Source organism: Bradyrhizobium sp. 147 (assembly GCF_023073935.1).
Classification (GTDB): Bacteria; Pseudomonadota; Alphaproteobacteria; order Rhizobiales; family Xanthobacteraceae; genus Bradyrhizobium.
Genome location: NZ_JADPKL010000077.1, coordinates 33,396 through 54,206, shown reverse-complemented (window position 1 = coordinate 54,206; position 20,811 = coordinate 33,396). Strand labels below are relative to the sequence as shown.

The following is a 20,811-nucleotide window of genomic DNA, read 5'->3' as shown; positions in this document are numbered from 1 at the left end:
GACGAGAATGTTGATGACATCGCCCAAACAGCCTGCCCCGGTCCGCATCGGCAACCGTCTTCTGAGCGATGGCCAACCCTGCTACGTCATCGCCGAGATCGGCAACAACCACAATGGCGACTTCGACCGCGCCATCGCGCTGGTCGATGCCGCGGTCGCGGCCGGCGCCGATTGCGCCAAATTCCAGATGCGCAAGCTCGAGGAGGTCTATCGCGCCTCGAGTCTGTCCGGAAAGGACGACGACCTCGCGGTCGAATATACGCTCGATCTCCTGCGCCGCTTCGAACTGCCGACCGCGAAGCAGAAGAAGATCGCCGAGTACTGCGCAGCGAAGGACATCCAATATCTCTGCACGCCCTGGGACGCAAAGAGCGTCGCCGTGCTCGAAACTTTCGGCGTGCAGGCCTACAAGGTCGCATCGGCCGATCTCACCAACCTGCCGCTGCTCGCGTGCCTCGCCGCCACCGGCAAGACATTGATCGTCTCGACCGGCATGAGCACGACGGACGAGATCAAGACCGCGGCGAAATTCCTCGACGACCGCAATGCGAGCTATGTGCTGCTGCATTGCCAGAGCACCTATCCTGCGGCGCTCCACAACATCCATCTGCGTTTCATGGAGACGCTGCGCGAGATCCACCCGGTCGTCGGCTATTCCGGCCACGAGCGCGGCATCGCCGTCTCGACCGCCGCGGTGGCGCTCGGCGCCGTCGTCATCGAACGCCACATCACGCTCGACCGCGAGATGGAAGGCCCCGATCACGCCGCGAGCCTCGAGCCCGAGGAATTCAAGGCACTCGTCTCCGGCATCCGCGAGGTCGAGGCGGCGCGCGGCGAGAAGCTCGCAGAACGCGCGCTAAGTCAGGGCGAGCTGATCAACCGGGAAAATCTCGCGAAGAGTCTGGTGGCCGCGCGCGACCTTCCGGCCGGTACGATCATCTCCGAGAGCGACATTGCGGTGAAGAGCCCGGGACAGGGCCTGTCGCCGCTGAAGATGCCGGCGCTGCTCGGTCGCAAGCTGACGCGAACGATATCGTCCGACGACTATTTCTTCCAGAGCGACCTCGACGAAGGCGCCGCAAGAGCTCGCCGCTACCGCTTCGACCGCCCGTGGGGCGTGCCGGTGCGCTATCACGACACCGAGCGCTTCCTGGAACTCTGTCAGCCCGACATCATCGAGTTCCATTTAAGCTATAGCGACATGGAGCGCGATCCGGCGGCCTATCTCTCCGGCACCTATGATCTCGGTTTCGTCGTGCACGCGCCGGAGCTGTTTGCCGGCTCCAAGCTGATGGACCTCGCAACGCCCGACGAGGCGTTGCGGCGCTATTCGCTGGAGCAAACGCAGGCGGTGATCGACATCACCCGCGGCCTGAAGAAGTTCTTCCCGAAGACCAAGCGCCCGCCGATCGTCGCCAATATCGGCGGGTTCACCATGGACGAGCCGCTGCCGCCGGAGCAAAAGGCCGAGCGTTACCGCATCTTTGCCCAGAGCCTAACGGAGCTCGACATGGCCGGTGTCGAGCTGACGCCGCAAACCATGGCGCCATTCCCCTGGCATTTCGGCGGCCAGCGCCATCAGAATATCTTCATCTTCCCGGAGGAGTCGGCTAAGTTCTGCGCCAAGCATGGCCTGCGGATGTGCGTCGACATTTCCCATACCAAGCTCGCCGCCAATCATTTCGGCTTCGACTTCGCGCAAGGCCTTGCCCAGCTCGGACCGCACACCGCGCATCTGCATTTCGGCGACGCCAAGGGCCTCGACGGCGAAGGCCTCCAGATCGGCGAAGGCGAGATCGACTTCGACGAAATCGGACAGGTGCTGCGCAAGCATGCACCGACCGCGTCGTTCATTCCCGAGATATGGCAGGGCCACAAGAACATGGGCGAAGGCTTCTGGACCGCGCTCGAGCGTCTCGAGGGGCACATCTGATGGCGCGCAAGACGCTGGCCGTGATCGCCGCACGCGGCGGCTCGAAGGGCATCCCGCACAAGAATCTGCTCGATCTCTGCGGCAAGCCGCTGATCGCCTGGACCGTCGAGCAGGCGCGCGCAGCGCGCGGCGTCGACGTGGTCGCGGTCTCCTCGGACAGCGAGCAGATTCTCGCCGCGGCCGAAGCGGCCGGCGCCGTCGGCGTGCGCCGGCCCGACGACATCTCCGGCGATCTCGCCTCCTCCGAATCCGCCTGGCTGCACGCGCTTGAGGCCATCGACGCGCGCCACGGGCGCTTCGAGCGCGTCGTCGCGCTCCAGGCGACCTCGCCGATCCGCGAATCCGCCGACATCGAACGGGCCCTGGAGACCTTCGACCGCGAGCACCTTGATAGCCTGCTCTCAGTTTGCGAGGTTGAGGATTACTTCAACTGGCGGATCGGTGCCAACGGCCCGGAACCGATCAACTACGATTTCCGCAACCGCCGCATGCGGCAGCAGATCGAAAAGCGCTACCTGGAGAACGGCTCGTTCTACGTTCTCATCCCCTCACTCCTGCGCGAGCAGAGCAATCGTCTCGGCGGCAAGATCGGATTTCACGTGATGGAGCGTCACAAGATGTTCCAGATCGACCGTCCCGAAGACGTCAAGCTGTGCGCCGCCATCATGCGCAGTTACGGCTATGCCTGATCTCAGCGCCTTCTCCCTCGCAGGCAAGGTCGCGGTCGTCACCGGCGCTTCGCGCGGCATCGGTGCGGCGATTGCGAGCGGCCTGCAAGATGCGGGGGCCACAGTGTTCGGACTCAGCCGGTCCGGGACCGCGCCACACGGCGTCGGGGCCATTGCCTGCGATCTCTCCGATGATGCGGCGATCGAAGGTGCGTTCCGCATCATTGCGGCAAGAGGCGAACGCATCGACGCACTCGTGAATGCCGCGGGCATCAGCCTTCCCGCCCAAAGCGCGGAAAGCGAGCTCACACGGTTCCGTGCGACGGTCGCAACCGACCTCACTGGCGTGTATGCCACCATCCTTGCCGCCCATCCGCTGCTGAAGAACGCGGGCTCGGCTGCGATCGTTAACGTCACCAGCATCAATTCAGCTCGCGGCTTTCCCGGCAATCCCGGCTATGTAGCCGCGAAGGCTGGTCTTGCCGGGCTGACGCGCGCGCTTGCCGCTGATTATGCGCCCGACGGCATCCGCGTCAACGCGCTCGCACCGGGTTATGTCGTGACCGAGATGACCGCGAAGAGTTTCGCCGATCCTGTCATGCATGAGGATCGGCGCCGCCACACCATGCTCGGCCGCTGGGGGCAGCCCGCCGATATGGTGGGAGCTGCCGTTTTCCTCGCATCGGAAGCCTCCGCCTATATGACCGGCCAGGAGATCTTCATCGACGGCGGCTGGATCGCCAAAGGCCTCGCCATCAGTTCGGACAGCAAATCGTGACCGCAGCGCTGCAACGCATCGGCTTCATGCAGGGACGTCTGTCGGCGCTCGTCGATGGCAAGATCCAGGCGTTTCCATGGAACGAATGGCGTGACGAATTCCCGCGCGCGAGGGCGCTCGGCCTGACGCGGATGGAGTGGACCATCGACCAGGAGCGGCTGCGCGACAATCCCCTGACGACCGAGCCAGGACAGCAGGAGATTCTGACGCTGTCGCGCGAGAACGGCGTGCGCATCCCGAGCCTGACCGGCGACTGCTTCATGCAGGCGCCGTTCTGGAAGGTTGATGCCGTCGTGCGCGATGCGCTCGTCGCCGACCTCGATCTCTTGATCGCCGCCTGTAGCCGCATCGGAATCGAATTGGTCGTGATCCCGCTGGTCGACAACGGCAAGATCGAGCGCGAGAGCGAGAGCGACACGTTGAAGCGCGTGCTGCTCGCGCGCTCGGAGACGCTTGCAAGACGGAACGTCAAGATCGTCTTCGAGTCCGATCTGCCCCCGCGCGAGCTCGCCCGGTTCATGGAGGCGTTTCCGGCCGACATGTTCGGCATCAACTACGACAGCGGCAACAGCGCCTCGCTCGGCTATGACAGCGACGAGGAGATCGGGGCCTATGCGCCGCGCATCTTCAATGTTCACGTCAAGGACCGCGTCCGTGGCGGCACCACCGTGCCGCTCGGCACCGGCAATGCGGATCTCGCCAAAACGATCCGGCTGATCGAGCGATCGGGCTACAAGGGGCAGTACATCCTGCAGACCGCGCGCGCTGTCGACGGCGACCATGCCGGCGCGCTGGCCAGATATCGCGACATGACGGTTGGCTGGATCGAGGACGCCGCGCGATGAAACTCGAGCTGAACGATCGCGTCGCGCTCGTCACCGGCGCCAGCCGCGGAATCGGGCTCGCAATCGCCGCGACGCTTGCCGCGGAGGGTGCAAAGGTCGCGCTCGCTGCGCGCGGCGCCGATGCGCTTGATGCCGCGCGGGCAGCGGTCGGCGGCAACGCCTCGATGCATGTCGCCGACGTCACGGATCCGGTCGCCGCGAAGGTGCTGGTCGAGAGCATCGGGAAACAATGGGGCCGGCTCGATATCCTGATCTGCAATGTCGGCACCGGCGCCTCCGTGCCGCCGGGCAAGGAAACCGCGGCGGAATGGTCGCGGATGATCGATCTCAATCTGTTCGCCGCGACCAACATGATCGAGGCGGCCCGGCCGCTGATGGCGCGCGGTAGCGGCGACCGGGCTATCGTCTGCATCTCGTCAATTGCGGGCATGGCGGCGCTTGGCGCGCCCGTTACCTACTACGGTGCGAAGGCGGCCCTGAACGCGACCGTGCGCGGACTGGCGCGCCCGCTGGCGCTGGAGGGTATCCGCATCAACGCGGTCGCGCCCGGGAACATCTTGAGCCCGGACGGCACCTGGGCGCGCAAGATCGCCGAAAACAAGCCGGCGGTCGACGACATGCTCCAGCGCGAGGTGGCGCTGCGCCGGCTTGGCACTCCCGAGGAGATCGCCGACGTCGTTGCCTTCCTTGCTTCGCCACGAGCCGCCTTTATCACCGGCAGCGTCGTGGTGGCCGACGGCGGCCAGCTCAGAAGCTGAACAGGAGCCTTCGATGGCAAATCCCTTCTCCCGCTACGACCTGACCGGACGCACCGCGCTCGTCACGGGCGCCGGCGGACTGCTGGGCAAACAGCATGTCGCGGCGCTCACGGAAGCCGGCGCGCGCGTAGTCGTCACCGATGTCCGCCTGACGCAGGCTGAAGCCGCCGCGGCGGCGCTGAAGCAGGTCGCACCTTCGGCCGATCTGATCCCGCTCGAGATCAACGTCGCTTCGCTCGACTCGGTGCGCGCTGCAAACGAGCAGCTTGCAGGCCGCGGCGTCACCGTCGACATCCTCGTCAACAACGCAGCGATCGACCCCAAGGTAACCTCCGCGCCCGGCGTCACGCACTCCTCGCGCTTCGAGGCGTTCCCGGTACCGCAGTGGCAGACCGAAATTTCGGTCGGCCTGACCGGCGCGATGCTGTGCGCGCAAGTGTTCGGCGGCGAGATGGCCAAACGTGGCCGCGGGGTGATCCTGAACATCGCCTCCGATCTCGGGGTGATCGCGCCGGACCAGCGACTCTATCGCCAGCCGCATGTGACAAGTGAAGAGGAGCAGCCGGTGAAGCCGGTGACCTACTCGGTAATCAAGCACGGTCTCATCGGATTGACGAAATATCTTGCAACCTACTGGGCCGATCACGGCGTGCGCGTCAACGCGATCTCTCCGGGCGGCGTCTTCAACAACCAGGATCCCGCCTTCGTCGAACGGCTGACACGCTTGATCCCGATGGGCCGCATGGCCGACGTCGACGAATATCGCGCCGCGGTCCAGTTCCTCTGCTCGGATGCGTCGAGCTACATGACCGGACAGAATCTCGTCATGGACGGCGGCAGGAGCGTATGGTAACCGCGGCACCGCCGCTCATGAGGAGGGCGAGACACCACTGCCCTGCGCTCAGATGAGCGATCTCCCTAATGCTGCAAGATGCCGGCTAGGTTCATGTGCGCAGGGCGCGAGTGCTCGATGCCCAGCAGCGTCCGCCGGTTGTCGTTCGTACGCTGTAAGTGCAGACTCGCGAGCGTAACCCCGGTGCAGGTGGTGACCGTTGTCCCTCGGCCGCCGAACGGCTTGAGGAAATCGAACACGCGGCTGCCGAACATGTCCACGACCGACATCTCGCGCGCCCCGAGCGGCGGAATCTCACCGAAATCGCCGTCGATCTGCTCGCCATCCTCGCGGATCAGCTTCGACGTCGGCCGCGCCGCATGAGCGTATTCGGGATCGGAGGAGTGATTGATCAGCATCAGGCTGCTGACGATGTCGCTGGTTGCGATGATCTTCGGATTGATTCCGGTGAACCCAACGTGCGCCTTGAGCCTACCCTCGTTCAAGGGCCGGGCAAACGCGCCGGTGCGATAGATCGCGACATTGTCCTGATCGACATAGGTCATCGAATAGCTGGCAGGCGAGGACCGAAAGCCGTCCATGCGTCCGCGTGACATCACAGCGATGACGAGATAGTCGTCCCGCGGCAGCTTGAGCGAGGCGAACAGGCGCGACAGTTCGAGCTCGACGGAAGCACCCGGCGAATAGTTTTCCGGAAATTCATAGGTCGCTCGGTAATCGCCGTCGCGCGACAGGATGTGCAGCTTGAACCTGAGCTTCTTGCTGAAGCCCGAAGCGACCAGGCTAGCGAGCTCGGGAACGAGATCCTTGACGGTCTCGCGAAAGTTCTTGCGCAGGCTGCCGGCAATGAGACTGCGGAGATACCTGATGTCGACTGGACGATACCAGGCAGGAATCGAGAAACCCATGCGCGATTCGATACCCGCAAAGGTCGGGAACATGAATCGAGGCTCGTGAGGCTTCCAAGGACTGGACGGGAAACGTGTCACGGTAGCCCCTAAAAATGATGAAGGCTGAATTTGCCGTTGGCAAACTCATAATAGCTGAACGGACTGGCGATGTTGGTGCCCTTGAACTCAAGGGCGAATCCCTCGCTCGCGCCGATCAATCTTTCAGCCTCGGGGAAAAGATCCAGCGTGCTGATGCGGACGGCGCCCATCGGCGCAATTTCCGGAAGCGCACGCTCGCCCAATGCGGTGCCATTCAGGGCCATGAGGCGGGCCGTTCCCACCGACGGCCCTTCTGACGCCATGCACGAGTTCACCAACACCACACCGGACTCTTTCAGGAAGCGCGTGAGATAGGATTGCATCCAGGCGGAGGTCGGGAACGGCGCCGCCGCGACGGGTTCGCGTTCGTGCGACAATGTCACCGCGCCATGCTGCGAGAAATATTGTGTGTAATAGCCGGTGGTCACCTTCCGTCCGGGACGAAGCTTGGTCTCGTGTTTCGGTATCAGCGCCATCGCCACCGTTCCCGAAACGTGCGGACACAGCCTAGAAGTCTGCAACTGCAACTGTCCGTTGACGCCGAGCTCCCTGTGGAAATACCCGGCCGGCTTGCCCGCTCCGTCGAAGAGCCAGACATGAGCATCCACGTCCGGATGATCCTTCAGGAAGACCGAGAAGTAGTTGAATGCGCAGACTTCCGTCGTGACGACCTCGTCGTTGCGCAGATAGAGAACGGCGGGAGGATAGCCCCTAGCGACGGCCTCTCCAATCTGCAGTTCACCGGACATTCGACAAGACTCGGCGGGAGAGTAATGGACCGGCACAGACCAAACCAACCGGCGGCATTCTAAAGGTCATACGCGATGTTCCGGCCCGCTTGCAAAACGTCGACGTAATTTGAGGGTCTGTTTACGCTCCGCCGACAGTGGAATCAACCGGGAATGGCGGCGCACCGAGCGGGTCGGAACACAACTCGCCACGAGCACGCTCAGCAGTCTGGAGGACGGAATCGGTCGAGGTGTGCGATGCCGCCCGCTCCCACAACCTTGCATTGTTCATATGGCTCCCGTATGACCGAAGCTGGCTAGTCACTCCATTCAGCCGAGGAACCACTGACATGCGCTGGCAGACAAAGGCGCGAGCGTTCTCGGTGCTGTCGAATATCCCCTTTGGCGAAGACATTCACTACGCCCCTGCAGCGCTACGTCACACGACGGCTGCCGCGGCCCGAGAAACAGGTCAAATCCGTCTACACGCTTGCGCAGCGACTGCTGGGCGTTCACGAAGCGTACAGCCTGCGGCCGCTCCGGGATTCGACCTTCTTCGAGTTCGGCGCCGGGCGCGATCTGATCATTCCGCTCGCCTTCAGCGCGCATGGCGCGCGGCGCTTCATCACCGTCGACATCGAGCGCTTGGCCAAGCTGGAGCTGATCCGCTCCAATGCCGCCATCATTTCCCGCCTCAGCGGCACCAGCCACCCCGACATCGATTCCCTGGACGACCTCGAACGGTCGTGGAGGATCGACTATCGTGCGCCAGCGGATGCCCGGACGACGGGCCTGCCGGCCGGTTCGATCGACTGCGCGGTCTCCGTCGAAACGCTCGAGCACATTCCCAAGACCGACGTCGCGGCAATCTTGAAGGAGCTGCGGCGCATTATGCGTCCAGACGGACTGGTCCTCATGCAAATCGACTATAGCGACCACTTCAAAGGCTTCGATCCGTCCATCAGCTCGTTCAACTTCCTGACTTATTCCGAGGAGGATTGGGCGCCCTTCCAGTCGCGCTTCCAATACGTCAATCGTCTGCGCCACAGCGAATATCTGGAGCAATTCAGAGAGGCCGGGTTCGAGCTGCTGAGCGACCAGCCCGACCGCCGGCCACCGGAGCGACATATCCTCGAACGATTGGCACCATGCTTCAGAGGGTTCTCCGAGGAGGATCTGTTCACGCTCGGCTCCCTGATCGTGGGTCGTCCGGCCGATCCTTCGAAAGGAAATTGAAGATTGCCAGTCCCGGCTGGGCGCACGGACATCACATGGCAGAGCGGCGAAACAAACGAGTCCTGTCGGCCAGCACCCACGGGAGAATGGGCCGGCCGAACCTCTGCACCCGCTCCTCCACAACGATTGCGGCGAACAGCGCAGCAATTTTGACCCAATATGTCGGCGTCGCGACGAAGTTCAGCATGCCACCGATGTACATGACGTAGAAGCCGTACAACACATAAAAGGATAAAGCCGCGGTGAGATATCGCTCGGCGACGATTGAGCGGATCATGACCGCGGAGATGAGCGCAGTGAGCCAACCGGCCCCCAGCAGAAAGATCCAGCCCAAATAAGGACCAAACAGCTCGAAGAAGATTTCAGGAAATCCGCCTGCGAATTGAAATCCGCCCGTGATGTGCTCCGTTGTCCGTGGCTCACCGATCGTCTCGGACATCAGAAACTGCGGTGTCGTGTTTCGTCCCGCAACGATGGGGCGCTCGAACAGGGCATCGAACGCGTGCCGCGCATCCCAATCTCCGTTGACCAGAACACGTTGATAGGATGCCCATCCAATCTCTGACGGCTGCACGAGAACGCGCTCTACAAAAGCGCCCCGCGCGGCCTCACCTTCGAATCCTCTGACCCTGGTCAGATTCCAGTAGAGCGCGAATGCGATCATCGCGGCCGTCGCCACAATGACGCCGGCGCCGGCCAGCACGATGCGGCGATCGGCAATCCGAGGCATCAAGCTGAATAAAGTTCCGCTTCCGAGTCCCCGCGCCTGAACGAGCAACACCGCCGAGAACGGTATGACAAAGAATGCACAATATCGGTAGAAGGGCGAGAAGCGGCCGCCTGCGAGAAACGTGTAGAACATGAGTGCGGCCAGCAAACTCAGAAAACGATAATCGTATCGCTGGCGCCGCAACCACTCCGCGACGAACATGGCTCCCCACCAGAAGCAGAGCATGTCGCCTCGCTCGATCACAAATCGATGGAGGAAATTGGCCTGCTCGTTAAAGGTCCAACGCTCGATCTTGGCAAATAGCGGAATGACGCCCCCTTGAATCAGGGCGCCGAAAAGCAAGACCAAGAAGAGGACGGACGCGTAGCACGTGGCGTCCGAAAGGGTCAGTTGAGAATGGCTCGCACGCGGTTCGGGAATTGGCGCCGACCGCGCCCACTCATCGAGCGTCGCCGGATTGAAGACCCAGAGGAAGGGAATTAGCGTCAGAAAGTACGCCATGGACTGGAACACCGTCATGACGCCGGGGCCAATATACATCTGAAGCTGGGACGAAAAAACCGGCCCCGAGAGATCGATATAGAGCGACGAGATCGTGCGCCACGCGAAGGTAAACAACAGAAAGGCGACGCACACGAAGATCGTCGACCTGAAGAGCGCCAGCCAGACGATGAAGAGGAGTATGGAGACTCCAGCCAGAAGGGTCATTGCCAGGCCCTACACGGCACGCGCCGACCGTCTCAGGAAGAAGGTCAACAGACCGATAAAAAGAACCATGCCCAAGCCCGCCAGAATCGCCTTTCGCACGAGATTGACTTGCCGGGGCCCTTCCGTCGCAGGTGACGCTTCATCTTGTGAAGCCGTCATCCGCCCGGTGCGCTCGAGATAGGCCAGTACAGCGATGCGCGTGTCGATGTTGAGCATCCTGTCGACCGACGCACCTGGACTAGCCACGAACACAGGTCCGGCAAAAGTTCCATCCGATCGAGCCGGCGCAAACTCCATGTCGCCTTTCTTGAGCGTATCGTTGAGCCGCGCTCTCGCATCTTGCAGGCTAGCGCGCACCGAGCGCAATAACTCCATTCTCGGCTCGAATAATTTCTGGTGCGCTGCCTGGATCGCGAGGATTGCTTGTTGAAGCAGGGTCAGCGCCTCCTCCTTCGAGGCGGAACTCGCCTCCAGACGGATCGAGGAATCGTCGACAACGATCCCGCGCAACGAGGCTCCCGCGAATGACCCCCGGGTGTCGCGAAGTGCCTTCCGAGCATCGGCCAGAACATTGTCCTGAAATTGGATCGCTCCGATCCGCGCCACCAGATCACGGGCATTCTCTACACGTTCGACCGGCACCCCGGAGAGCCCGAGAATGCCGTCAAAGCTGGGCATTGTGCCAATTGCGATCGACGTGGTCGCGGTCCAGGATTCCACCTTCCGGCCGACCGCAAGGGAACCAAGAGCAGCCAACAGGATCGCTCCGATCACGAGCGAAAGAATCCAATGTCTCCGTACCGCTTGGGCAGCGACATCTGACCACCTCGCAAGCGGCAAAAAAGCTGAAGCTTGCGGCGTACGCTCGACCATCGGCATGTAATTCTTGTTCCGGACACGATATGAATGGGAAGCTCCACAATGTGAGTGTGGATCGGCGCCCAGTCGATATCATACTGAGCCATCTATGGTTGATCAATCGGCGCATACCAGAGGGCTCTCGATGAACGATTGTGAGCCTGGCTGCCGCTTGGATCCGCCTGGACGCTGGTCTAGCGAAGGGGATCCACGACTTTTCCCTTGCTCGTTGCTTCCGGCCGCTGCTAAGTAAACACTGCATATACAACAGTTCCTGTCACGGCGAGCAGCGCGCGATTTTGCGCGCTGGTGCGGGACGCTGGTCACTCCTGTTGCTTCCTCCAAGCCTTGTTCGAGGTCGACCGCAGCTGGGAGAAGACCCGGCCACAGCTCCATCCAACGAGAAGCCAGAGCATTGAGTCAGGAATATTGCGCTGCTCACCTTCGATTGAGGTGCCCACGGGTAGATCTGTCATGCTGAGACAGGCCGTCATCCTCGTCGGTGGGCTCGGCACCCGCCTCGGCGAACGCACCAAAACCGTGCCGAAACCGATGCTCGAAATCGGCGGGCGGCCGTTTCTCGACACGCTGATCGACGAACTGGCTCGATACCACGTCTTCGATGAGATCCTGTTGCTTGCTGGCCACAGGGCCGAGATCGTCGAGACCCATTATGCTGGCGCGACCAAGGGCCGGGCAAAGATCCTGGTATCGCGCGAGAGCGAGCCGCTCGGCACCGGTGGCGCACTCGTGCATGCGCGCAACCTGCTGCATGACCGCTTCCTGCTGCTCAACGGCGACTCGCTGTTCGACTTAAACCTGCTCGATCTGATCGCGCGCGCGCAGGGCGGGCGCGTTCACATGGCATTGCGCGACGGCGTCGTCGGAGACCGCTACGGGCGCGTCGTGCTCGATGGTGACGTGGTGCGTGACTTCATCGCTCCCGGCTCGGGCGCCACAGGGCCTGTCAATGCGGGCATCTACGTCGTCGACAAATCCATTCTCGCCGACATCGCGAAGCTTCCGGCTTCGCTCGAGCAGGATGTATTCCCCGGCCTTACCGCATCCGGCGCACTGCGGGGCACGGCCTATCGCGGTTACTTCATCGACATCGGCATTCCCGACGATTTCGCACGCGCCGATCGCGAGTTGCCGGAGAAGCTGCGGCGGCCGGCCGTGTTCTTCGATCGCGACGGCGTGCTCAACCACGATTCAGGCTACACGTTCGAGACGCACAAGCTCGGATGGATCGAGGGCGCGCGTGAGGCCGTGAAAGCGGTCAACGACGCCGGCTACTTCGCCTTCGTCATCACCAATCAGTCCGGCGTCGCCCGCGGCTACTACGAAGAGCACCACGTCCTCGCTTTGCACCGCTGGATGGCCGACCAGATGGCGCTGATCGGTGCGCATATCGATGCATTTGAATATTGTCCTGATCACCCGGACGGAACCGTCGCACGCTATTGCCGCGCGAGCGACCGGCGCAAGCCGGCCCCCGGCATGATCACCGATCTCATCAAGCGCTTCCCCGTCGACATGACGCGCAGCATGGTGATCGGGGACAAGCAAAGCGACATCGAAGCAGCGCAGGCGGCGGGGGTCGCCGGGCATCTGTTCGAGGGCGGAAATCTGGAAGTATTCGTCAAGCAACGCCTGGCCTCGACCAGGAACGGCTAGAGGCGCCCAAAAAGCTGCATCCCCGGCATTTGGCGGATGTTGCTCTGTTGCACGCGACGGCCAGTATGCTATAGCCCCATCTTGTTGCGAATACTGGCTTAATCGCCTTTTTGGGGTCCGGCATGGAAGATCTGAAGGACGCCCGCGTCCTTGTCACCGGCAGCGACGGCTTCATCGGCTCGCATCTCGTCGAGGAGCTGGTCAAGGCCGGCGCCCGCGTCAAGGCGATCGTCTATTACAATTCCTTCAACTCCTGGGGCTGGCTCGACACGGTGCCGGCCGACATCATGACGTCGGTGGAGGTCGTGGCTGGCGACATACGCGATCCGCACTTTATGATCGCGGCCGCGAGCGGCTGCACCGACGTGCTGCATCTTGCGGCGCTGATCGCGATCCCGTTCTCCTATGTCGCTCCCGACTCTTATGTCGAAACTAATGTGCGCGGCACCGTGAACGTGCTCCAGGCCGCGCGCATGGCCGGCGTGCGCCGCTTCGTGCAGACCTCGACCAGTGAAGTTTACGGCACGGCTCAGACCGTTCCGATCAAGGAGAGCCATCCGCTGGTCGGACAGTCCCCCTACTCCGCCTCGAAGATCGCCTCCGATCAGATGGCCCTGTCGTTCCAGGCTTCGTTCGACATGCCGGTCGTGGTGATCCGCCCCTTCAACACCTTCGGCCCGCGGCAGTCGGCGCGTGCGGTGATCCCGACGATCATCAGCCAGATCGCGACCGGCAAGCGGAAGATCCGCCTCGGCGCCGTCAGCCCGACGCGAGATTTCTCGTTCGTCACCGACACTGCGCGCGGCTTGATCGCGGGCCTCACGGCGCCTGCAGAGCAAGTCGTCGGCCAAACCATCAATCTCGGCAGCGGTTTTGAGATCTCGGTCGGCGCGACCGCGCGGATGATCGCCGAAGTCATGGGAACGTCGATCGAAATCGAGACCGACGAGGCGCGCCTGCGTCCCGCCAACAGCGAGGTCGAGCGGCTCTGGGCCGACAATTCCAAGGCACGCCAGCAGCTCGGCTGGAGCCCTGAATTCGGCGGTGTCGACGGTATGCGCCGCGGCATGGTCAAGACGGTCAACTGGTTTACCAATCCCGCAAATCTCAGCCGCTACAAGGCTGACGTCTACAACGTCTGAGACGATCGTGGATAGTCGCGTGACCAGCACAACCTTCGAGCCAAAGACGATCGTCGATGCCGTGCGGCGCGCGGTGGGGACACCTAATGGAGTCCTCGGGCTGCACGAACCGGTGTTTGCCGGCAACGAGATCGCCTATCTCGAAGAGTGCATTAAGAGCACCTTCGTCTCCTCGGTCGGCCCGTTCGTCGATCGGTTCGAGCGCATGCTCGAGGAGGTCACCGGCGCCAAACGCGCGGTCGCCGTCGTCAATGGCACAGCCGCGCTGCATGCTTGTTTCCGGCTTGCCGGCGTGGAGCCCGGCGCCGAAGTCATCTCCCCTGCGCTGACCTTCATCGCGACGACGAATGCGATCGCCTATTGCGGGGCGACACCGCACTTCATCGACAGCTCGTTCGAAACGCTCGGCATGGACGCGAATGCGCTCGCTGTGCGACTAGACGCGGTCGCGCAGAAGACTGCAATCGGCACCATCAATCGCGAGACCGGCCGCCGCATCGCAGCGATCGCCCCCATGCACACGTTCGGGCACCCCGTCGATTTGGACGCGATCGCCGCCCTTGCGGACGCTTGGAACATCGCGCTGGTTGAGGATGCCGCGGAATCGCTGGGGTCCACCTACAAGGGCCGGGCGGTCGGGTCGCGGGCGCGCCTGGCAGCGCTTAGCTTCAACGGCAACAAGATCGTGACCACAGGCGGCGGCGGCGCCATCTTGAGCAATGATGAAGAGCTGGGGCGCCGCGCCAAGCACCTGACGACGACTGCGAAGCTGCCGCACAAATGGGCCTTCATCCACGACGAGATCGGCTTCAACTATCGCCTGCCCAATCTGAATGCGGCGCTCGGCTGCGCCCAACTCGAGCAGCTCGACGGCTTCCTGGCCAGCAAGCGCAAGTTGGCTGCGGCCTATCAGCGTGCCTTTGCGGATGTTCCCGGCGTCCGCTTCTCACGCGAGCCGAAGGGTACCACGAGCAATTACTGGCTGAATGCGATTTTGCTCGACGAAGCCCAGGCCGGCCAGCGCGACGATCTTCTCGCCGCGCTCAACGAGGCCGGTTTCGGCGCGCGTCCGGCCTGGACCTTGATGCACAAGCTGCCGATGTTCGCGCAAAGCCCGCGCGGCGACCTTTCGACCGCCGAAGCCATCGAGCGCCGGCTGATTAACCTGCCCAGCAGCGCCAGCATCAGAGCCCGCGATGAATAATGTCGCGCGAAAGATCTGCTTCGTCACCGGCAGCCGCGCTGATTTCGGGCTGCTGGTCTGGCCGATGCGCGCGATCCGGGAAACGCCCGGCCTGACGCTTCAGCTCGTGGCCACCGGCATGCATTTTGCGCCGGAGTTCGGCTACACCTTCAACGCCATCCGCGAGGAGGGCTTCGAAGTCGACGAGCGTGTCGAGTCGCTGCTCAGCAGCGACTCGGGCGCTGGTGTTGCCAAATCAGTCGGACTCGGCGTGATCGGCTTTGCCGACGCCTTCACGCGCCTGCAACCGGATCTCGTCGTTGTGCTCGGCGATCGCTTCGAGATGTTCGCGGCCGCGCAGGCTGCGATGTTCATGCGACTGCCGATGGCGCATCTGTTCGGCGGCGACGTGACCGAGGGCGCGATCGATGAATCCACCCGCCACGCCATCAGCAAGATGGCGCACCTGCATTTCACCAGCAATCGGGCTTCGACGCAGCGGCTGATCCAGCTTGGCGAGCATCCGTCCCGCATTCACACCATCGGATCGGTCGGCATCGACGCCATCAAGCATCTCGATCTGATGGACCGCGACGGCATCGGCCGCGCCCTGGGAATGCCGCTAGGCGAACGCAATGCGCTCATCACGTTCCACCCGGTCACGGTTGAATCCGGGCGGTCAGTGTCCGAACTGGACGAATTGTTCGCGGCACTATCAACGCTCGATCCCGCCTTTCGTTTCGTATTCACGCTCGCCAACGCGGATGCCGAGGGCCGTGCGTTGAACGCCAGGATCGAGGCTTTCGCGGCTCACCGCCAGAACACGATCGCGGTCGCCTCGCTCGGGCAGCTTCGCTATCTCAGCCTGATGAGCCAGGTGGATGTGGTGATCGGAAATTCCTCGAGCGGCGTGCTCGAAGCGCCCTCCTTCGGCGTTCCCACGGTCGACGTCGGCGACCGTCAGAAGGGGCGCGAGCGTGCGGCCTCGGTGTTTCATGCGGCGCCCGAGCGCAACGCGATTGCCGGCGCGATCGCTGAAGCCTTGCAACGGGGCCGGCAGGCGACCGACAGCCCTTACGGCGACGGCGCATCCAGCCGGCGCTTCGCCGAAATCGTCGCCGGCATTTCGGATTTCAGGGAGCTTCTGGCAAAAGGTTTTTACGAGATTCCGGCCAAAGGGGCGCAGCCATGACGACGCACACGCTGATCATCGCGGAAGCCGGCGTCAATCATGACGGCAGCTTGGAGAAAGCACTGGCGCTGGTCGATGCGGCCGCCGATTCCGGCGCCGACATCGTCAAGTTCCAGACGTTCAACGCCAAGGCGCTCGCCGGCGGCGCGGCGAAAAAGGCCGACTATCAGCAACGAACGACGGATGCCGCCGAGAGCCAGCTCGCCATGCTGGAACGGCTCGAATTGCCACAAGCCGCGCATCACACGCTGATCGCGCGCGCCAAGGAGCGAGGCATCGAATTCCTGTCGACGCCATTCGACGACGCCTCGCTGGCCTTCCTGTTGTCGCTGAAACTGCCGCGCATCAAGATCGGATCGGGTGATCTCACCAATGCGCCGCTGCTGCATGCTGCTGCGAAGGCCGGCGCAATGCTCATCCTCTCGACCGGCATGGCAACGCTCGGCGAGATCGAGGAGGCTCTGGGCGTTCTCGCCCATGGCTACGGCCAGCGCAACGATCGGCCCGGCATCGCCGCCTTCCGTGGGGCGTGGCGCGATCCGGCGGCACGCAGCGCGCTCGCACGGCACGTCAGCCTGCTGCATTGCACGACCGAGTATCCCTGCCCGATCGGAGACGTGAATCTCGCCGCGATGGCGACGATGCGGTCGTCGTTCCAACTTCCAGTGGGCTATTCCGATCACACCGACGGTTTTGAAGTTTCGATCGCCGCCGTTTCGCTCGGCGCCACGACGATCGAAAAACACCTGACGCTCGACCGCAGGGCGCAAGGCCCCGATCACGTGGCCTCGCTGGAGCCTGACGATTTCAAGCGCATGGTCGCGGCCATCCGCAACGTCGAACGCGCGATCGGCGACGGCGTGAAGACGGCGAAGGAATCCGAGATCAGGAACGTGCCGGTGGCGCGCAAGAGCCTCGTCGCAGCGCGCGCGCTGAAGGCCGGTGAAACCATCGGCCCGGCCGACATCACTGCCAAGCGGCCCGGCGCGGGCCGGCCGCCGATCGACTATTGGTCACTGATCGGAACGGCAGCGCCGCGTGCGCTCGAGCCGGACGATCCGCTCTAGCCTTGCGGCTTTGCCGGAACGCCGCGAAGGACGGATCCTGGCGGCCATGGGGCCGTAACCACCGATCCCATCGCAACCAGCGTGTCTTTGCCGATCGCGATGTGATCCCTGACCCGGCTGCCGAGACCGACGAAGCAGTTCTCGCCGATCTCCGCACCGCCGCCGACCACCGTCCCCGGCGACAGATGTGTGTAGTCGCCGACCCGCACGTCGTGCTCGACGATGGCGCCGGAGTTGATGATGCAGTGATCACCGATCCGGCTCCGCGCATTGACGATCGCGCCCGGCATGATGACGGCGCCTGCGCCGATCCGGGCTGACGGGGAGACGATCGCGCGCGGGTGAATCACGGACGCCCAGCGCTTGACCTGCATGCGGCCCACAATCTGCCGGCGGGCAGGCCCCGCCTGCATCAATCCGATTCCCGCCACGAAGGCGGCATCCGGATAGTTCAGCGCGGCTTCGTCGGTTCCGAGATAGCTGAGGTCGCCGAGCGTTCCGGGCTGGCGATCGAGAAAGCCGACGACCTTGAACCTGCCGGACAACAGCGCCGCCTCGTAGACCATGAAGGCATGCTCGCCGCCCCCTATGATGATGAGATCATCCATCGCGATTCCCCTGCGCGGATTGATCTTAACGGCCGGATCGCCGGTGTTCAAACTGCCGCTTCGGGCCGCGAAATGGTGAGGTTAACGGGGCGGCCCGAGGCACGTCCGCCGGGGTTGACGCCGCCTCTCGCAGCCGCGATATAGCAGGCTCAGCCCTGGGCCGCTCCCCCTATATCTGGCGTATACGAGGCAGATTGCCATGAAATCCTGGCGTAAGGCCGTCGTCGGAACGCAGGCGACCGTGGGCGAGGCCATTGCCGCCATCGAGAGCGGAAGCATCCAGATTGCACTGGTGCTAGACGACCAGAATCGGCTGCTCGGCGTTGTCACCGACGGTGACGTGAGGCGCGGGCTGCTGCGCGGCATCCCGCTGACCGGCCTTGCAACCGATATCATGAACCGAGCGCCGGTGTCGGTTCCTGCGACCCTGCCGCGCGAGGATCGCCTGCAATTGATGCGGCAGAGGTCGATCAAGCAGCTCCCGCTCGTCGACGAGGGCGGCCATTTGGTCGTGGTCGAGACGCTCGATGAGCTGCTCGAACCGCGCCATTATCCGAATCCTGTCCTGATCATGGCGGGCGGTCTCGGCGAGCGCTTGGGCGCGCTGACGCGCGAGGTACCGAAGCCGATGCTCAATGTCGGCGGCCGGCCGCTGCTCGAGACGATCGTCCGCAATGTCGTGCAGCAGGGCTTTGGCAACATCTTCATCTCGGTCAACTACAAGGCCGAGGCGATCAAGGACCATTTTGCTGATGGTAGCGCCTTCGGCGCCAATATCCAGTACGTGCACGAGACCGAGCGCCTGGGGACCGCAGGCGCGCTCGGACTGTTCCCGACGCCGCCGGCTTTGCCGACGATCGTCACCAACGGCGACATCCTCACCACGATCAACTACGGCGCTCTTCTCGACTTCCACAACGGAACACCGGCGGAAGCGACGATGGCCGTGCGCGAGCACAAGGTGCACGTGCCCTACGGCGTGGTCTCCACGTCAGACGGTTTTCTCGACGCCATCCGCGAGAAGCCGACCGAGAGCTGGTTCGTGAGTGCCGGCATCTATGTGGTCGGCAGTTCCGTCTTCAGCCATGTCGCGCCCGGCGTCAGGATCGATATGCCGACCGTGCTGGAGCGCGTTATCGCCAGCAAGGGGCGCGTCGCGGTCTATCCGATCCGTGAATATTGGCTCGACATTGGCCGCCTGGAGGATTTCGAGCAGGCGCATGCGGAGTTTCATGAGGTCTTCTCGTGACCTCGACAACCGCCGTCGTAGTTGGCCTCGGCTCGATCGGCACTAGGCATGCGCGCGTCCTGGGCGGGCTTGGGCTTCAGGTCGCGACCGTCAGCCGCCGCGAGGGCGGCGACTACGGATCAATCACGCAGGCGCTCGCGGCTGCGCATCCGGATTACGTGGTGATCGCCACCGAGACTGCGCGCCATGCAGACGACCTGCAAGAGCTCGCGCAAGCCGGCTTCCATGGCAAGGTGCTTGTCGAAAAGCCGCTATTTGCGACACCGGCATCGCCACCGAAATATCCGTTTGCCCATGTCAGCGTCGGATACAATCTGCGGTTCCATCCCGTGATGACGGCGCTCGCTGAGAGATTGCATGGGCGCGACGTGATCACGGTGGCCGCCTATGTCGGTCAAGACATCAGGGACTGGCGACCCGGCCGCGACCATCGTGCGACCGCATCCGCCACGGCTGAGGCCGGAGGCGGGGTGCTGCGGGATCTCAGCCACGAATTGGACTATCTCTTGTGGCTGTTCGGGCCGTGGCATCGCGTCGCCGCGCTGGGCGGCGCGTCCGGGGCGCGCGACCTTGACGTCGACGACCATCTCGACCTGCTGCTTGACATGCAGCGGGCGCCAGCGGTCCACGTCCATATGGACTATCTCGACCGCCAAGGCATCCGCCGCATTCGCGTCAACGTCGACGACGACACCATCGAGGCGGATTTGGTCGGCAGCCGCCTCTCGGTCAACGGCAAGACAACGGAGATCGCCTGCGAGCGCGACCAGAGCTACCGCAACATGCATATCGCCGGGATGCATGGCGCGAGCCCGGCCTGCTCGCTTGCCGAAGGGCTCGGCGTGGTGCATCTGATCGATGCTAGCGAGCGCGCGCTGCGCACCAAGACCTGGATATCGCCATGAGTCTGCTTTGCACCATGTGCGCGCGGGGCGGCTCGAAAGGGGTCGTCGGCAAGAACGCGCGCGATCTGCTGGGCAAACCCGTGCTCGCATGGAGCATCGAGCAGGCGCGCGAGACCGGCCTGTTCGACGCGATCGCCTTCAGCAGCGATTCGGACGCTCTGCTCGACGCAGCGCTGAAGGCCGGTGCAGACATCGCGGTCAGGCGCCCGGCTGAGATGGCGACGGATGCGGCGCCGAAGCTGCCGGCGATCCGCCATTGTCTCGAGCAGGCCATCGTACAAACGGGCAAGACACCGGAGATCTTCGTCGATCTCGACGTCACCTCCCCGCTCAGGCTTGCGTCGGACATTAGCGGTGCGGTGGCGCTGCTGCGCGAGAGCGGTGCCCGCAATGTCATTACCGGAGCGCCGGCGCGCCGGTCGCCCTATTTCAACCTGGTCGAGCAGCGCAGCGACGGCAGCGTCGGTCTTTCGAAATCTGCCAACCCTCCGATTACGCGTCGGCAGGATGCGCCGCGCTGCTTCGACATGAACGCGTCGATCTATGTCTGGCACGTCGCGCCATTCCTGGAGCAGCCCGCGGTGTTCTATCCGGATACGCGTCTGTTCGAAATGCCGGAAGAGCGCTCGATCGACATCGATTCCGATCTCGATTTTGCGCTGGTGGAACTGCTGCTGCGCCAACGATTGCCGGTCTGAGGAGCC

20 protein-coding genes are annotated in these 20,811 nt (G+C 63.4%); 15 read left to right on the top strand and 5 right to left on the bottom strand.

The genetic code is table 11. The features are described from left to right. The first annotated feature begins 13 nt into the window (after positions 1-13). From IVA87_RS17000 to IVA87_RS16975, 6 genes are read left to right on the top strand one after another with little or no spacing between them, the layout of a single operon-like run. Positions 14-1,933, top strand: a complete 1,920-nt coding sequence (locus IVA87_RS17000) for an N-acetylneuraminate synthase family protein (RefSeq protein ID WP_247334327.1) — start codon at positions 14-16, stop codon at positions 1,931-1,933. Next, the gene (locus IVA87_RS16995) at positions 1,933-2,622 is read left to right on the top strand and encodes an acylneuraminate cytidylyltransferase family protein (RefSeq protein ID WP_247334326.1); all 690 of its coding nucleotides are present in this window, start codon (positions 1,933-1,935) and stop codon (positions 2,620-2,622) included. Before IVA87_RS17000 ends, IVA87_RS16995 begins: the two co-directional genes overlap by 1 nt. After that, the gene (locus tag IVA87_RS16990; protein WP_247334325.1) at positions 2,615-3,379 is read left to right on the top strand and encodes an SDR family oxidoreductase; all 765 of its coding nucleotides are present in this window, start codon (positions 2,615-2,617) and stop codon (positions 3,377-3,379) included. The genes IVA87_RS16995 and IVA87_RS16990 overlap by 8 nt, the downstream gene beginning before the upstream one ends. Next, positions 3,376-4,224, top strand: coding sequence for a sugar phosphate isomerase/epimerase family protein (locus tag IVA87_RS16985; RefSeq protein ID WP_247334324.1), 849 nt, complete (start codon positions 3,376-3,378; stop codon positions 4,222-4,224). Before IVA87_RS16990 ends, IVA87_RS16985 begins: the two co-directional genes overlap by 4 nt. Continuing rightward, positions 4,221-4,982 carry an SDR family NAD(P)-dependent oxidoreductase gene (locus IVA87_RS16980; protein WP_247334323.1) on the top strand — a complete coding sequence of 254 codons (762 nt, stop codon included), beginning with the start codon at positions 4,221-4,223 and terminating at the stop codon, positions 4,980-4,982. Before IVA87_RS16985 ends, IVA87_RS16980 begins: the two co-directional genes overlap by 4 nt. A gap of 13 nt (positions 4,983-4,995) precedes the next feature. Next, complete coding sequence (locus IVA87_RS16975; RefSeq protein WP_247334322.1) at positions 4,996-5,835, top strand: SDR family oxidoreductase; 840 nt, start codon at positions 4,996-4,998, stop codon at positions 5,833-5,835. A 65-nt stretch (positions 5,836-5,900) separates the two neighbouring features. On the opposite strand, the gene IVA87_RS16970 is transcribed toward IVA87_RS16975, so the two are convergent. Both IVA87_RS16970 and IVA87_RS16965 read right to left on the bottom strand, forming a co-directional pair. Next, complete coding sequence (locus tag IVA87_RS16970) at positions 5,901-6,776, bottom strand: hypothetical protein (protein ID WP_247334321.1); 876 nt, start codon at positions 6,774-6,776, stop codon at positions 5,901-5,903. Between the two features lie 56 nt (positions 6,777-6,832). Further along, complete coding sequence (locus IVA87_RS16965; protein ID WP_247334320.1) at positions 6,833-7,573, bottom strand: hypothetical protein; 741 nt, start codon at positions 7,571-7,573, stop codon at positions 6,833-6,835. A gap of 381 nt (positions 7,574-7,954) precedes the next feature. On the opposite strand from IVA87_RS16965, the gene IVA87_RS16960 reads away from it, so the two are divergent. Continuing rightward, the gene (locus IVA87_RS16960) at positions 7,955-8,788 is read left to right on the top strand and encodes a class I SAM-dependent methyltransferase (protein WP_247334319.1); all 834 of its coding nucleotides are present in this window, start codon (positions 7,955-7,957) and stop codon (positions 8,786-8,788) included. A gap of 31 nt (positions 8,789-8,819) precedes the next feature. Here IVA87_RS16960 and IVA87_RS16955 read toward each other — a convergent pair whose 3' ends face one another. Then, the gene (locus tag IVA87_RS16955; protein WP_247334318.1) at positions 8,820-10,226 is read right to left on the bottom strand and encodes a DUF6418 domain-containing protein; all 1,407 of its coding nucleotides are present in this window, start codon (positions 10,224-10,226) and stop codon (positions 8,820-8,822) included. A gap of 9 nt (positions 10,227-10,235) precedes the next feature. Beyond that, positions 10,236-11,105, bottom strand: coding sequence for a hypothetical protein (locus tag IVA87_RS16950; protein WP_247334317.1), 870 nt, complete (start codon positions 11,103-11,105; stop codon positions 10,236-10,238). A gap of 453 nt (positions 11,106-11,558) precedes the next feature. Between IVA87_RS16950 and IVA87_RS16945 the strand changes: the two genes are divergently transcribed. The 5 genes from IVA87_RS16945 (at position 11,559) to neuB (ending at position 17,345) form a co-directional block, all read left to right on the top strand. Then, complete coding sequence (locus tag IVA87_RS16945; protein WP_247334316.1) at positions 11,559-12,761, top strand: HAD-IIIA family hydrolase; 1,203 nt, start codon at positions 11,559-11,561, stop codon at positions 12,759-12,761. 122 nt (positions 12,762-12,883) lie between these two features. Beyond that, entirely contained in the window at positions 12,884-13,903 is a 1,020-nt protein-coding gene (locus tag IVA87_RS16940; protein ID WP_247334315.1) for an NAD-dependent 4,6-dehydratase LegB, read from the top strand. A gap of 19 nt (positions 13,904-13,922) precedes the next feature. Beyond that, positions 13,923-15,107, top strand: a complete 1,185-nt coding sequence (locus tag IVA87_RS16935; protein WP_247334314.1) for a LegC family aminotransferase — start codon at positions 13,923-13,925, stop codon at positions 15,105-15,107. Continuing rightward, positions 15,100-16,278, top strand: a complete 1,179-nt coding sequence (neuC, locus tag IVA87_RS16930) for a UDP-N-acetylglucosamine 2-epimerase (RefSeq protein WP_247334313.1) — start codon at positions 15,100-15,102, stop codon at positions 16,276-16,278. Before IVA87_RS16935 ends, neuC begins: the two co-directional genes overlap by 8 nt. Further along, positions 16,275-17,345, top strand: a complete 1,071-nt coding sequence (gene neuB, locus IVA87_RS16925) for an N-acetylneuraminate synthase (protein ID WP_247334311.1) — start codon at positions 16,275-16,277, stop codon at positions 17,343-17,345. The genes neuC and neuB overlap by 4 nt, the downstream gene beginning before the upstream one ends. On the opposite strand, the gene IVA87_RS16920 is transcribed toward neuB, so the two are convergent. Beyond that, positions 17,342-17,953 (bottom strand): acetyltransferase, encoded by a 612-nt coding sequence (locus IVA87_RS16920; protein ID WP_247334309.1) that lies wholly within the window; start codon positions 17,951-17,953, stop codon positions 17,342-17,344. The genes neuB and IVA87_RS16920 overlap by 4 nt on opposite strands. Before the next feature lie 199 nt (positions 17,954-18,152). Here IVA87_RS16920 and IVA87_RS16915 point away from each other — a divergent pair, with 199 nt between their 5' ends. Genes IVA87_RS16915 through IVA87_RS16905 form a run of 3 tightly spaced genes read left to right on the top strand, consistent with a single transcriptional unit; the run spans position 18,153 to position 20,805 of the window. Further along, positions 18,153-19,202 carry a nucleotidyltransferase family protein gene (locus IVA87_RS16915; protein ID WP_247334307.1) on the top strand — a complete coding sequence of 350 codons (1,050 nt, stop codon included), beginning with the start codon at positions 18,153-18,155 and terminating at the stop codon, positions 19,200-19,202. Then, complete coding sequence (locus tag IVA87_RS16910) at positions 19,199-20,107, top strand: Gfo/Idh/MocA family oxidoreductase (RefSeq protein ID WP_247334305.1); 909 nt, start codon at positions 19,199-19,201, stop codon at positions 20,105-20,107. The genes IVA87_RS16915 and IVA87_RS16910 overlap by 4 nt, the downstream gene beginning before the upstream one ends. After that, positions 20,104-20,805: an acylneuraminate cytidylyltransferase family protein gene (locus IVA87_RS16905; RefSeq protein ID WP_247334302.1), complete on the top strand. Its 702-nt coding sequence runs from the start codon at positions 20,104-20,106 to the stop codon at positions 20,803-20,805. The genes IVA87_RS16910 and IVA87_RS16905 overlap by 4 nt, the downstream gene beginning before the upstream one ends. Positions 20,806-20,811: the final 6 nt, after the last annotated feature.

What these genes read in the sequence shown, in the direction of transcription:
- IVA87_RS16970 (WP_247334321.1), bottom strand. Translation starts at nt 6,776, where the DNA reads ATGTTCCCGACCTTTGCGGGTATCGAATCGCGCATGGGTTTCTCGATT.
- IVA87_RS16965 (WP_247334320.1), bottom strand. Translation starts at nt 7,573, where the DNA reads ATGTCCGGTGAACTGCAGATTGGAGAGGCCGTCGCTAGGGGCTATCCT.
- IVA87_RS16955 (WP_247334318.1), bottom strand. Translation starts at nt 10,226, where the DNA reads ATGACCCTTCTGGCTGGAGTCTCCATACTCCTCTTCATCGTCTGGCTG.
- neuB (WP_247334311.1), top strand. Translation starts at nt 16,275, where the DNA reads ATGACGACGCACACGCTGATCATCGCGGAAGCCGGCGTCAATCATGAC.
- IVA87_RS16995 (WP_247334326.1), top strand. Translation starts at nt 1,933, where the DNA reads ATGGCGCGCAAGACGCTGGCCGTGATCGCCGCACGCGGCGGCTCGAAG.
- IVA87_RS16945 (WP_247334316.1), top strand. Translation starts at nt 11,559, where the DNA reads ATGCTGAGACAGGCCGTCATCCTCGTCGGTGGGCTCGGCACCCGCCTC.
- IVA87_RS17000 (WP_247334327.1), top strand. Translation starts at nt 14, where the DNA reads ATGACATCGCCCAAACAGCCTGCCCCGGTCCGCATCGGCAACCGTCTT.
- IVA87_RS16905 (WP_247334302.1), top strand. Translation starts at nt 20,104, where the DNA reads ATGAGTCTGCTTTGCACCATGTGCGCGCGGGGCGGCTCGAAAGGGGTC.
- IVA87_RS16980 (WP_247334323.1), top strand. Translation starts at nt 4,221, where the DNA reads ATGAAACTCGAGCTGAACGATCGCGTCGCGCTCGTCACCGGCGCCAGC.
- IVA87_RS16920 (WP_247334309.1), bottom strand. Translation starts at nt 17,953, where the DNA reads ATGGATGATCTCATCATCATAGGGGGCGGCGAGCATGCCTTCATGGTC.
- IVA87_RS16940 (WP_247334315.1), top strand. Translation starts at nt 12,884, where the DNA reads ATGGAAGATCTGAAGGACGCCCGCGTCCTTGTCACCGGCAGCGACGGC.
- neuC (WP_247334313.1), top strand. Translation starts at nt 15,100, where the DNA reads ATGAATAATGTCGCGCGAAAGATCTGCTTCGTCACCGGCAGCCGCGCT.
- IVA87_RS16975 (WP_247334322.1), top strand. Translation starts at nt 4,996, where the DNA reads ATGGCAAATCCCTTCTCCCGCTACGACCTGACCGGACGCACCGCGCTC.
- IVA87_RS16950 (WP_247334317.1), bottom strand. Translation starts at nt 11,105, where the DNA reads ATGCCGATGGTCGAGCGTACGCCGCAAGCTTCAGCTTTTTTGCCGCTT.
- IVA87_RS16915 (WP_247334307.1), top strand. Translation starts at nt 18,153, where the DNA reads ATGAAATCCTGGCGTAAGGCCGTCGTCGGAACGCAGGCGACCGTGGGC.
- IVA87_RS16990 (WP_247334325.1), top strand. Translation starts at nt 2,615, where the DNA reads ATGCCTGATCTCAGCGCCTTCTCCCTCGCAGGCAAGGTCGCGGTCGTC.